At 69.7% G+C, this 12,670-nt stretch carries 11 protein-coding genes; all 11 read left to right on the plus strand.

Annotated features, from left to right (window positions below):
* On the plus strand, positions 1-375 hold a 375-nt coding region (locus A9X05_RS16300; protein WP_304442451.1), incomplete at its 5' end, for a transglycosylase family protein.
* A 73-nt stretch (positions 376-448) separates the two neighbouring features.
* Positions 449-1,705 carry a trans-acting enoyl reductase family protein gene (locus A9X05_RS16305; RefSeq protein ID WP_067782677.1) on the plus strand — a complete coding sequence of 419 codons (1,257 nt, stop codon included), beginning with the start codon at positions 449-451 and terminating at the stop codon, positions 1,703-1,705.
* Between the two features lie 65 nt (positions 1,706-1,770).
* The gene (locus A9X05_RS16310) at positions 1,771-4,428 is read left to right on the plus strand and encodes a valine--tRNA ligase (protein WP_067782679.1); all 2,658 of its coding nucleotides are present in this window, start codon (positions 1,771-1,773) and stop codon (positions 4,426-4,428) included.
* Positions 4,425-5,882, plus strand: a complete 1,458-nt coding sequence (locus tag A9X05_RS16315) for a folylpolyglutamate synthase/dihydrofolate synthase family protein (protein ID WP_067782682.1) — start codon at positions 4,425-4,427, stop codon at positions 5,880-5,882. The genes A9X05_RS16310 and A9X05_RS16315 overlap by 4 nt, the downstream gene beginning before the upstream one ends.
* The gene (locus A9X05_RS16320) at positions 5,879-6,229 is read left to right on the plus strand and encodes a DUF4233 domain-containing protein (protein WP_067752458.1); all 351 of its coding nucleotides are present in this window, start codon (positions 5,879-5,881) and stop codon (positions 6,227-6,229) included. Before A9X05_RS16315 ends, A9X05_RS16320 begins: the two co-directional genes overlap by 4 nt.
* Before the next feature lie 57 nt (positions 6,230-6,286).
* A complete protein-coding gene (gene ndk / locus A9X05_RS16325) occupies positions 6,287-6,709 on the plus strand; it encodes a nucleoside-diphosphate kinase (RefSeq protein WP_067752461.1) in 423 nt (140 codons plus the stop codon).
* 316 nt (positions 6,710-7,025) lie between these two features.
* Positions 7,026-9,836 (plus strand): Rne/Rng family ribonuclease, encoded by a 2,811-nt coding sequence (locus tag A9X05_RS16330; RefSeq protein ID WP_067782685.1) that lies wholly within the window; start codon positions 7,026-7,028, stop codon positions 9,834-9,836.
* Between the two features lie 201 nt (positions 9,837-10,037).
* Positions 10,038-10,349: a 50S ribosomal protein L21 gene (gene rplU / locus A9X05_RS16335; RefSeq protein WP_007169506.1), complete on the plus strand. Its 312-nt coding sequence runs from the start codon at positions 10,038-10,040 to the stop codon at positions 10,347-10,349.
* A gap of 15 nt (positions 10,350-10,364) precedes the next feature.
* Positions 10,365-10,619, plus strand: a complete 255-nt coding sequence (rpmA, locus tag A9X05_RS16340) for a 50S ribosomal protein L27 (RefSeq protein ID WP_067752467.1) — start codon at positions 10,365-10,367, stop codon at positions 10,617-10,619.
* 99 nt (positions 10,620-10,718) lie between these two features.
* Complete coding sequence (gene obgE, locus A9X05_RS16345; RefSeq protein WP_067782687.1) at positions 10,719-12,161, plus strand: GTPase ObgE; 1,443 nt, start codon at positions 10,719-10,721, stop codon at positions 12,159-12,161.
* A gap of 44 nt (positions 12,162-12,205) precedes the next feature.
* Positions 12,206-12,670: glutamate 5-kinase (gene proB / locus A9X05_RS16350; protein ID WP_067782693.1), on the plus strand; the 465-nt coding region annotated here is incomplete at its 3' end.

Below are 12,670 nucleotides of genomic sequence, written 5' to 3' on the forward strand. Positions count from 1 at the left end.
CCCGGCGGAGTGTTACCGCCGGCCACGGACGCGACTTCGCCGTCCGCGGCCCCGGACGCCCCACCGCCGGCACCCGCGGGCTTCGACCCGAACCTGCCGCCGGCTCCCGGCCCGGAAGCCCCGCCGCCTCCGCCGGTGCGGGCGTACAGCGTGAACTGGGACGCCATCGCGCAGTGTGAGTCGGGTGGCAACTGGGGAATCAGCACCGGCAACGGCTTCTCCGGCGGCCTGCAGTTCACCCCGAGCACCTGGCGCGCCAACGGCGGGTCGGGCTCTCCCGCCGGCGCGAGCCGCGAGGAGCAGATCCGGGTGGCCGAGAACGTGCTGCACTCGCAGGGCATCGGCGCCTGGCCGGTCTGCGGACGCCGCGGCTGACCATCGCACTAATAAGTAATGCCGGGCCTTGGGCCCGGCATTACTTATCTGCGGGTCCGGTAGCGTCGGGCGCGTGACCGCAACGCCGCGCGAATTCGACATCGTGTTGTACGGGGCGACCGGCTTCGTCGGGAAGTTGACCGCCGAATACCTGGCACGGTCGGGTCCGGGCACGCGGGTGGCGCTGGCCGGCAGGTCAACCGAGCGGCTGCGGGCCGTCCGCGGCACGCTGGGCGAGTCCGCCCAGTCCTGGCCGCTGATCGCCGCCGACGCGTCGTCGCCGTCGACGCTGAACGAGATGGCGGCCCGCACCCAGGTCGTCATCACCACGGTCGGCCCCTACACCCGCTACGGGCTTCCGCTGGTGGCTGCGTGCGCCGCGGCGGGCACCGATTACGCCGACCTGACCGGCGAACCGCCGTTCATCCGCAACAGCATCGACTCCTACCACAAGCAGGCCGCCGACACCGGCGCCCGCATCGTGCACGCGTGCGGATTCGATTCCGTTCCGTCGGATCTCACGGTGTATGCGCTGTATCTCGCGGCGCGCGACGACGGCGCGGGCGAGCTTGCCGAGACCGATTTCGTCGTGCGTTCGCTGTCCGGCGGACTGTCCGGCGGCACCATCGCCTCGCTCCTGGAAGTTCTCGACGCCGCCTCCGGGGATCCCGACATCCGGCGCCAGCTGGCCGACCCCTACACGCTGAGCGGCGATCGCGCCGCCGAACCGGAGTTGGGCCGCCAGCCCGATCTGCCCTGGCGTCGTGGCCGCGAGATCGCGCCCGAACTGGCCGGCGTGTGGACCGGCGGATTCATGATGGCGCCGGCCAACACGCGAATCGTCAGGCGCAGCAACGCGTTACTGGACTGGGCCTACGGCCGGCGGTTCCGTTATACCGAGAGCATGAGCTTGGGGTCATCGCCCCTGGCACCGGTGGGATCCGCCGTCTTGAGCGGCGTGGGCAACGCGAGCATGGAGTTGGGCAGCCGCTATTTCAAGTTGCTGCCGCGCCGGCTGGTGGAGCGCGTCATCCCGAAGCCCGGCACCGGGCCCAGCGCGGCGGTCCGCGAGCGCGGCTACTACCGCGTCGAGACCTACACCACCACAACCACCGGCGCGCGATACGTGGCGCGCATGGAGCAGCGCGGAGACCCCGGCTACAAGGCAACCTCCGTGCTGCTGGGGGAGTGCGGCCTTGCGCTCGCGTTCGACCGTGACAAGCTCACCGACCTGCGCGGCGTCCTCACTCCCGCGGCCGCCATGGGCGACGCGCTGCTGGCCAGGTTCCCCGCCGCCGGTGTGACACTGCAGGTCGACCGACTGCCATAGTGAGCTGCCTCACCGGCGATTCAGGCACTTACATCGGGGTGAACGGCGCTCCCTAGAATTGACGGGTGACCGCCAGCCGCAGCCCCGCCACCGACCTGCCGAAGTCGTGGGATCCCGCTGCGGCCGAAGGCGCTATCTACCAGAAGTGGCTCGATGCGGGCTACTTCGAGGCCGACCCGACCAGTGCCAAACCCGGGTACTCCATTGTGCTGCCGCCGCCGAACGTCACCGGCAGCCTGCACATGGGTCACGCGCTGGAACACACCATGATGGACGCCCTCACGCGCCGCAAGCGCATGCAGGGATATGAGGTGTTGTGGCAGCCGGGCATGGACCACGCGGGCATCGCTACCCAGAGTGTGGTCGAAAAGCAGCTCGCGGTCGACGGCAAGACCAAGGAGGACTTCGGCCGGGAGCTGTTCGTCGACAAGGTGTGGGACTGGAAGCGCGAGTCCGGCGGCGCCATCGGCGGCCAGATGCGCCGGCTCGGCGACGGGGTGGCGTGGAGCCGCGACCGGTTCACCATGGACGAGGGCCTGTCACGGGCGGTGCGCACCATCTTCAAGCGGCTCTACGACGCGGGGCTGATCTATCAGGCCGAGCGGCTGGTGAACTGGTCCCCGGTGCTCGAGACGGCGATCTCCGACCTCGAGGTCAACTACCTTGACGTCGAAGGCGAGCTGGTGTCGTTCCGCTACGGCTCGCTCGACGACTCGCAACCTCACATCGTGGTCGCCACCACGCGGGTCGAGACGATGCTCGGCGACACCGCGATCGCGGTCCACCCCGACGACGCGCGCTACCGCGACCTCGTCGGCACCACGTTGCCGCATCCCTTCCTGGACCGGCAGCTGCTGATCGTGGCCGACGAGCACGTCGACCCGGAATTCGGCACGGGCGCAGTCAAAGTCACGCCGGCGCATGATCCGAATGACTTCGAGATCGGGTTGCGGCACCAACTGCCGATGATCTCGATCATGGACACCAAGGGCCGGATCGCCGACACGGGAACGCAATTCGACGGCATGGACCGCTTCGAGGCCAGGGTCGCGGTGCGCGAGGCGCTGGCCGCCCAGGGCCGCGTCGTCGAGGAGAAGCGCCCCTACCTGCACAGCGTCGGGCACTCCGAGCGCAGCGGCGAGCCGATCGAGCCGCGGCTGTCGCTGCAATGGTGGGTGCGGGTGGAATCGCTGGCCAAGGCCGCCGGTGACGCGGTTCGCAACGGCGACACCGTGATTCACCCCGCCAGCCTGGAGCCGCGCTGGTTCGCGTGGGTCGACGACATGCACGACTGGTGCATCTCGCGGCAGCTGTGGTGGGGCCATCGCATCCCGATCTGGTACGGGCCCAACGGGGAACAGGTGTGTGTGGGGCCCGACGAGACGCCGCCGGAGGGTTGGGAGCAGGACCCCGACGTGCTGGACACCTGGTTCTCGTCGGCGCTATGGCCATTTTCCACACTGGGCTGGCCGGAGAAGACCCCGGAACTGGAAAAGTTCTACCCGACAAGCGTTTTGGTCACCGGATACGACATCTTGTTCTTTTGGGTGGCGCGGATGATGATGTTCGGCACGTTCGTGGGGGGCGACGACGCCATCACCCTGGACGGCCGGCGCGGCCCGCAGGTGCCGTTCACCGACGTGTTCCTGCACGGGCTGATCCGCGACGAATTCGGCCGCAAGATGAGCAAATCCAAGGGCAATGTCATCGACCCGCTGGACTGGGTGGACATGTTCGGGGCGGACGCGCTGAGGTTCACGCTCGCCCGCGGCGCCAGCCCCGGCGGCGACCTGGCCGTCGGCGAGGACGCCGTGCGCGCGTCGCGCAATTTCTGCACCAAGCTTTTCAACGCCACTCGTTACGCGCTGCTGAACGGGGCCCAGCTCGCGCCGCTTCCGGCGCAGAACGAGCTGACCGATGCCGACCGGTGGATCCTGGGACGGCTGGAAGAGGTTCGCGCCGAGGTGGATTCGGCGCTCGACGGTTACGAGTTCAGCCGCGCCTGCGAGGCGCTGTACCACTTCGCGTGGGACGAATTCTGCGACTGGTACGTCGAATTGGCCAAGACGCAGCTGGCCGAGGGGGGCGCGCACACCACCGCCGTCCTCGCCGCCGTGCTGGACACCCTGCTGCGCCTGCTGCACCCCGTGATCCCATTCCTCACCGAGGCGCTGTGGCAGGCGCTGACCGACCAGGAGTCGCTGGTGATCGCCGACTGGCCACAGTCGTCGCGTATCGAGCTGGATCCCGTTGCCGCGCAACGGATCAGCGACATGCAGCGGCTGGTCACCGAGGTCCGCCGGTTCCGCAGCGACCAAGGCCTGGCCGACCGGCAGAAAGTGCCGGCGCGGCTGGGCGGGGTGGACGGCGCGGATCTGAGCGCCCAGGTGGCCGCGGTGACATCGCTGGCCTGGCTCACCGCGCCGGGCGACGATTTCGAGCCGTCGGTGTCTCTGGAGGTGCGGCTCGGGCCCAACATGGACAACTCGGTCGTCGTCGAACTCGACACCTCGGGCACCATCGACGTCGCCGCGGAACGCCGCCGCCTGGAGAAAGATCTCGCCGCGGCGCAGAAGGAATTGGCCTCGACCACCGCCAAATTGGCCAACGAGGACTTCCTGGCCAAGGCCCCGCCGAACGTCGTCGGCAAGATCCGGGACCGCCAACGCGTGGCCCAGGACGAAACCGACCGGATCACCGCGCGGCTGGCCGGGTTGCAGTGAGCGAGCCCTCCGACTGGTCCGAGCCCGGCCGCGAAGATCACGGCGCCACCAGCCTGGCCCCGACCCCCGACGAGATCGCCTCCCTGCTCCAGGTCGAACACCTGCTGGACCAACGCTGGCCGGAGACGAAGATCGAGCCGAGCCTGACCCGGATCAGCGCACTGATGGACCTGCTGGGCTCGCCGCAACTGGCCTATCCCTCGATCCACATCGCCGGCACCAACGGCAAGACCTCGGTCGCGCGCATGGTCGACGCGCTGGTGACCGCGCTGCACCGGCGTACCGGGCGAACCACCAGCCCGCACCTGCAATCGGCGGTGGAGCGCATCGCGATAGACGGGCGCCCGATCACCCCCGCGCAGTACGTCGCGACGTACCGGGAGATCGAGCCCTTCGTGCAGATGATCGACGCGAAGTCGCAGGCCGCGGGCGGACCGGCGATGAGCAAGTTCGAGGTGTTGACCGCGATGGCGTTCGCTGCGTTGGCCGACGCACCCGTCGACGTCGCGGTCATCGAGGTCGGCATGGGCGGGCGGTGGGACGCCACCAACGTCGTCAACGCCCCGGTGGCGGTCATCACCCCGGTCGGCATCGACCACGTCGAGTACCTCGGAAACGACCTCGCCGGTATCGCCGGCGAGAAGGCCGGGATCATCACCAAAGCACCTGACGGCGCGCCGGACACCGTCGCCGTCATCGCGCGCCAGGCCCCCGAGGCGATGGAGGTGCTGCTGGCCCAGACGGTGCGCGCCGACGCCGCGGTGGCCCGCGAGGATTCGGAGTTCGCGGTCTTGAGCCGTCAGGTCGCGATCGGCGGCCAGGTGCTGGAACTGCAGGGCCTCGGCGGGGTGTACTCCGACCTGTACCTGCCGCTGCACGGCGAACACCAGGCGCACAACGCGGCGGTGGCGCTCGCGGCGGTGGAGGCCTTCTTCGGCGCCGGCGCTCAGCGGCAGCTCGACGTCGAGGCGGTGCGGGCCGGCTTCGCCGCCGTCACCAGCCCCGGCCGGCTGGAGCGCATGCGCAGCGCGCCCACCGTGTTCATCGACGCCGCGCACAACCCGGCCGGCGCGGCCGCGCTGGCGCAGACCCTGAGCGAGGAATTCGACTTCCGCTACCTGGTCGGTGTGCTCAGCGTGCTGGCCGACAAGGACGTCGACGGCATCCTTGGCGCGCTCGAACCGGTGTTGGACGCCGTCGTCGTCACCCACAACGGGTCCCCGCGGGCGCTGGACGTCGAGTCGCTGGCGCTGGCGGCCGGGGAGCGATTCGGCCCCGAACGGGTGGTTTCGGCCGAGAACCTGCGCGACGCCATCGACGCCGCGACCGCGCTGGTCGACGACGCGACGCTGGACGCCGACGCGGAGGCGTTCTCCGGCACCGGGATCGTCATTACCGGCTCGGTCGTCACCGCCGGGGCGGCGCGGACCCTCTTTGGCCGGGATCCGGAATGACCGATCCCGACCGGCCCGACCCCTGGAAGAGCTTCGGCGCGGTGATGGCCGCGACGCTCCTGCTGGAGGCGATCGTCGTATTGCTGGCGATTCCGGTGGTGGGCGCGGTGGGCGGCGGGCTGACCTCGGTGTCCCTGGGCTACCTGGTCAGCGTGGCCGGCCTGCTCATCGTGCTGGGCGGACTGCAGCGCAAACCGTGGGCGATCTGGGTCAACCTGGCCGCTCAGCTGCTCCTACTCGTCGGCTTCGCGGTGTACCCGGGCGTGGGCTTCGTCGGGGTGCTGTTCACCGGCTTGTGGGCGCTGATCGCGTATTTCCGGGCCGAGGTGCTGCGGCGTCAGCGGTAGGGCCGGGCGCGGTCGCCACCCGAGGAGATCGCCGCCCGGTTCTGTACGCTGTGCGCCGTGACCGAACGGACCCTCGTACTGATCAAGCCCGACGGCGTCGAGCGGCAGTTGATCGGGGAAATCCTCAGCCGGATCGAGCGCAAGGGCCTGACCATCGTCGCGCTGGAGCTTCGGCGCGTCGGCGAGGACCTGGCCGCCGCGCATTACGCCGAGCACGAAGGCAAGCCCTTCTTCGGATCCCTGCTGGAGTTCATCACCTCGGGGCCCGTGGTGGCCGCGATCGTCGAGGGACCGCGGGCGATCGCCGCGTTTCGGCAGCTCGCGGGCGGTACCGACCCGGTGGAGAAGGCCACCCCGGGGACGATCCGGGGCGACTTCGGGCTGGAGACGCAGTTCAACCTGGTGCACGGGTCCGATTCCACCGAGTCCGCGAAGCGCGAAATCGCACTCTGGTTTCCCGACGCCGGGGACCCCAGCTAACGCCGCCGCGCGGCCCCGCTCGGGACGCGTTTGCTCAGGGGCGGGTGGGCTCGCCGAGTGATGTGGGATACTGACGGAGGGTGAACGTCGCCGGACCGGTGTCGGACACCCGAATGAAGACTTAGACAAGCGCGATCATCGCGATCCCGCGTTGGTGCGCGGCATGTCAGGCCGTCATTCAGCACGGCGCCGAGTGCGTTCCCCGCGAACCGCTCGGGGCGAGACCATCACAAGTCCGGGAGAAGTCACCCGGGCCCATAGCGAAGCCCTCGCGTGGCCGCGTCGCAGGACGCGCCCGGGGGCTTGAGGAGAATACGTGGTAGACGGTGCACCATCCACAGAGTCATCCGAAGAGCCGACACGGCACGACGAACTGCCGGACCGCCTGAGAGTCCATTCGCTGGCACGGACGCTGGGAACCACCAGTAAGCGGGTGCTGGACGCGCTGAGCGCGCTCGACGGGCGGATTCGCAGCGCGCACTCCACGGTGGACCGCGAGGACGCGGTCCGCGTCCGCGACCTGCTGGCGGCCCAGCCCGATGCCGAGGCGGAAGCCGCCGACGCGGACGCGACCAGCGAAAACGCCGAGGAACCCGAATCCCGGCTGATGCTGGCGGCCCCTGAGAACGCCGCCGAGCGGCCGCATTACATGCCGTTGTTCGTCGCGCCGCAGCCGATGCAGGCCGACGAAGAGGACGGGAACGCCGACGACGACTCGGACTCCGACGATTCCGACGTCGACGACGAAGACGACGAGCAGACCGATCGACCGGCCAACCGGCGGCGGCGGCGTGGCCGTCGCGGTCGTGGCCGAGGCCGCGGTGAGCAGGGCGGTCCCGACGGCCAGGGCGAAGCCGGTGACGACGACGAACCGCAGCAGCGGGGCCAGAAGGCCGGCCGGGGCGACTCCTCCGACGCCGAGGACGACGAGGGCGACGACTCCGACGACTCCGACGACTCCGACACCGGCGACGACGGTTCGCCGGAGGGCGCCAGCCGCCGCCGCCGCAGGCGCCGGCGCCGCAAATCGGGCTCGAGCGACGACGGTGACGAAAACTCGTCGCCGGACGACCCGCCGAACACGGTGGTGCACGAGCGGGCGCCGCGCAACGGCAAGAACGACGGCGGCAACGGCTCGTCCAACGCCGAGATCAAGGGCATCGACGGCTCCACCCGGCTGGAGGCCAAGCGGCAACGGCGCCGGGACGGCCGCGACGCCGGACGGCGCCGCCCACCGGTCCTGACCGAGGCGGAGTTCCTGGCGCGCCGTGAGGCCGTCGAGCGGATCATGGTGGTGCGCGACCGGGTCCGCACCGAGCCGCCGCACCAGGGGGCGCGATACACCCAGATCGCGGTCCTCGAAGACGGCATCGTCGTCGAGCACTTCGTCACGTCGGCCGCGTCCGCCTCGTTGGTGGGCAACATCTACCTGGGGATCGTGCAGAACGTCCTGCCCTCGATGGAGGCCGCGTTCGTCGACATCGGCCGCGGCCGCAACGGCGTGCTCTACGCCGGCGAGGTCAACTGGGAAGCCGCGGGACTGGGCGGGTCGGACCGCAAGATCGAACAGGCGCTCAAACCGGGTGACTACGTCGTGGTCCAGGTCAGCAAGGACCCCGTCGGCCACAAGGGTGCCCGGCTGACCACACAGGTGTCGCTGGCCGGCCGGTATCTGGTCTACGTGCCGGGCGCGTCGTCGACCGGGATCAGCCGCAAACTGCCCGACACCGAACGCCAACGGCTCAAGGAGATCCTGCGCGAGGTGGTGCCGTCGGATGCCGGGGTGATCATCCGCACCGCGTCCGAGGGCGTCAAAGAGGACGACATCCGCAACGACGTCACCCGCCTGCAGGAGCGGTGGAAGCAGATCGAGGCCAAGGCCACCGAGATCACCGAGAAGGCCGCCGGCGCCGCCGTCGCGCTCTACGAAGAGCCGGACGTGTTGGTCAAGGTCATCCGCGACCTGTTCAACGAGGACTTCGCAGGCCTGATCGTCTCCGGTGACGAGGCGTGGACGACCATCACCGACTATGTGAATTCCGTTGCGCCCGATCTGGTTTCGAAGCTGAGCAAGTACGAGCCGCCCAGCGGCCCCGAAGGCCAGGCCGGTCCGGACGTGTTCGCCGTGCACCGTATCGACGAGCAACTCGCCAAGGCGATGGAGCGCAAGGTGTGGCTGCCCTCGGGTGGCACGCTGGTGATCGACCGGACCGAGGCCATGACGGTGGTCGACGTCAACACCGGCAAGTTCACCGGCTCCGGCGGCAACCTCGAGCAGACCGTGACCAAGAACAACCTGGAGGCGGCCGAGGAGATCGTCCGCCAATTGCGGCTGCGCGACATCGGCGGCATCGTGGTCATCGACTTCATCGACATGGTTCTCGAGTCCAACCGCGACCTGGTGTTGCGGCGGCTGACCGAGGCGCTGGCGCGCGACCGCACCCGCCATCAGGTCTCCGAGGTGACGTCGCTGGGCCTGGTCCAGCTGACCCGCAAGCGGCTGGGAACGGGGCTGATCGAGGCCTTCTCGACGTCCTGCACCCACTGCGGCGGCCGCGGGATCCTGCTGCACACCGACCCGGTGGACTCGGCTCCCTCGAACGGGCGCAAGTCCGAATCCGGTGGCCGCCGCGGCAGGCGCTCCAAGAAGAACCGCGCCGAAGAGCCGGTGGTGGCCAAGGTGCCGGCGCACGCCCCCGGCGAACACCCGATGTTCAAGGCGATGGCAGCCGGCGGCTCCACCCAGAACGGCCCCGACGACGAAGAATCCGACGAGTCCGCCGAGGAAGCGGCCAACGAGCCCGACGAGCAGCAGCAACGGGACGTGGCCGACGTCGAGGACACCGATCAGGAGGATTTCGAGGAGTCCGACGAAGACGGTGACGAAGACGCCGACGACGAGTCCGACGATGACCTCGACGAGGACGACGACGATGACCTCGACGACGAGGAAGACCTCGGTGACGATGACGACGACCTGGAAATGGACGACGACGACCTGGACGTCGAGGACGACTCCGATGACTCCGACGACGACGGGTCCGTCGACGCCGGACCGGGGTTCGGACGTCCGCGGCGGCGACGCGCGGCCGGTAGGCCGGCGGGACCGCCGATCCATGCGGACTGACCGGGCCGGTTTGACCCTTTAGCCGCTGGTCAAGTACCCTAGGACAGTTGTCGCCAGGCCGTTCGGACTTTGGCCGGCGACAGCGGGGCTCCCGGGCAGTCGGCGCGGACCCGCAACCCAGACCCACCACGCGCACGCCGGTGGCTCGCGCGCGAAGCGCCGAAGAACCGGCTGAGCAGAGGAAAGAAGGCAGGAGTAACGATGGCGACCTACGCAATCGTCAAGACGGGCGGCAAGCAGTACAAGGTCGCCGTCGGGGACGTGGTCAAGGTCGAGAAGCTCGACTCCGACCCGGGCGCTAACGTCTCGCTGCCCGTCACTCTGGTCGTGGACGGTGCGAAGGTCACCACCGACGCCGCGGCCCTGGCCAAGGTGGCGGTGACCGGCGAGGTGCTCGAGCACACCAAGGGCCCCAAGATCCGTATCCACAAGTTCAGGAACAAGACCGGCTACCACAAGCGTCAGGGACACCGTCAGCAGCTGACGGTCCTGAAGGTCACCGGGATCAAGTAGCGGGAGGCGACAGACATGGCACACAAGAAGGGCGCTTCCAGCTCGCGCAACGGCCGCGATTCCGCTGCTCAGCGGCTGGGCGTGAAGCGGTTCGGCGGCCAGATCGTCAAGGCGGGCGAGATCATCGTTCGCCAGCGTGGCACCAAGTTCCACCCCGGCGTGAACGTCGGGCGTGGCGGCGACGACACGTTGTTCGCCAAGGCGGCCGGCGCCGTCGAGTTCGGCGTCAAGCGCGGACGCAAAACCGTAAGCATCACGCCCCAGGTCTAGGCGCCGCGAGCCGGGGGCACCGCCCCCGTGCGGGGCAACGCTGCGGCGGCTTCACGAGGTGTTTTCGCCCTGGCGTGACATTCGAAGGGCTGGTATTCGATGCCTCGATTTGTCGATCGGGTCGTCATTCACGCGCGCGCGGGTTCCGGCGGTAACGGCTGCGCGTCCGTCCACCGCGAGAAATTCAAGCCGCTGGGCGGTCCCGACGGCGGCAACGGCGGCCGCGGCGGAAGCATCGTCTTCGTCGTCGACCCGCAGGTCCACACCTTGCTGGACTTCCACTTCCATCCGCACGTCACCGCGCCGTCGGGAAAACAGGGGATGGGCAACAACCGCGACGGGGCGGCCGGTGCGGATCTGGAAGTCAAGGTGCCCGACGGCACCGTCGTGCTGGACGAAAACGGCCGCCTGCTAGCGGATCTGGTGGGGGCGGGCACCCGCTTCGAGGCCGCGGCCGGCGGCCGCGGTGGCCTGGGCAACGCGGCGCTCGCGTCACGCGCCCGCAAGGCCCCCGGCTTCGCGCTGCTCGGCGAGGAGGGTGAGACCCGGGACCTGACGCTGGAACTCAAGACCGTCGCCGACGCTGGTCTCATCGGGTTTCCCTCGGCCGGGAAATCGTCCTTGGTGTCGGCGATCTCGGCGGCCAAGCCCAAGATCGCCGACTACCCGTTCACCACGCTGGTGCCCAACCTCGGTGTGGTGTCGGCGGGCGAGCACACGTTCACCGTCGCCGATGTGCCGGGCCTGATTCCCGGCGCGTCGCAGGGCCGCGGCCTGGGCCTGGATTTCCTTCGGCACATCGAGCGCTGCGCCGTTCTGGTGCACGTCGTCGACTGCGCCACCGCGGAGCCCGGCCGCGACCCGATCTCCGACATCGACGCCCTGGAAGCCGAACTCGCCGCGTACAAGCCGACCCTGCAAGGGGATACGACGCTGGGTGACCTCGCCGAGCGGCCACGGGCGGTGGTGCTCAACAAGATCGACGTGCCCGAGGCGCGCGAGCTCGCCGAGTTCGTCCGCGATGAGATCGCCGAGCGCGGCTGGCCCGTCTTCCTGGTGTCGACGGTCTCCCGGGAAGGCCTGCAGCCGTTGATATTCGGGCTCTGGCGGATCATCTCGGAGTACAACGAGGCCCAGCCGGAGATCGTGCCGCGCCGGCCGGTCATCCGTCCGGTTCCGGTGGACGACAGCGGCTTCTCCGTCGAGCCGGACGGCGAGGGCGGCTTCGTGGTCACCGGTGCCCGGCCCCAGCGCTGGGTCCGGCAGACCAACTTCGACAACGACGAAGCCGTCGGCTATCTGGCCGACCGCCTGGCCCGGCTGGGTGTCGAGGAGGAACTGCTGCGGCTGGGCGCGCAACCCGGGTGCGCCGTGACCATCGGGGACATGACGTTCGACTGGGAGCCGCAAACGCCTGCGGGACAACACGTCGCGATGTCGGGGCGGGGCACCGATGTGCGGCTGGAACGCAGCGAGCGCACGGGCGCCTCGGAGCGCAAGGCGGCCCGGCGGCAGCGTCGCGAGCGCGGTGACGAGTCGTGACCGCCGGTGACGACGCAGAGCGAAGCGATGAGGCGGGGCGCACCGTGACAGCTCAGCGTGAGGCCATCCGGACCGCGCGCAGCCTGGTGGTCAAGGTCGGGACCAACGCGCTGACCACCGAGTCCGGCGTGTTCGACGCCGGCCGGCTGGCCGGGCTGGCCGACGCCATCGAGTCGCGCATGAAGGCGGGCACCGACGTCGTCATCGTCTCGTCGGGCGCCATCGCCGCCGGCATCGAACCGCTCGGATTGGCCCGCCGCCCCAAGGATTTGGCGACCAAACAGGCGGCGGCCAGCGTCGGGCAGGTTGCGCTGGTGAACGCGTGGAGCGCGGCGTTCGCGCGCTATGGCCGCACGGTGGGACAGGTGCTGCTGACCGCTCACGACATCTCGATGCGGGCCCAGCACACCAACGCCCAGCGCACCCTGGACCGGTTGCGCGCCCTGCACGCGGTGGCCATCGTCAACGAGAACGACACGGTGGCCACCAACGAGATCCGGTTCGGCGAC

It is taken from the genome of Mycobacterium sp. E3298 (assembly GCF_001666895.1).
In the GTDB taxonomy this organism is placed as follows: Bacteria; Actinomycetota; Actinomycetes; order Mycobacteriales; family Mycobacteriaceae; genus Mycobacterium.

What these genes read in the sequence shown, in the direction of transcription:
- A9X05_RS16320 (WP_067752458.1), top strand. Translation starts at nt 5,879, where the DNA reads ATGACCGATCCCGACCGGCCCGACCCCTGGAAGAGCTTCGGCGCGGTG.
- rplU (WP_007169506.1), top strand. Translation starts at nt 10,038, where the DNA reads ATGGCGACCTACGCAATCGTCAAGACGGGCGGCAAGCAGTACAAGGTC.
- rpmA (WP_067752467.1), top strand. Translation starts at nt 10,365, where the DNA reads ATGGCACACAAGAAGGGCGCTTCCAGCTCGCGCAACGGCCGCGATTCC.
- obgE (WP_067782687.1), top strand. Translation starts at nt 10,719, where the DNA reads ATGCCTCGATTTGTCGATCGGGTCGTCATTCACGCGCGCGCGGGTTCC.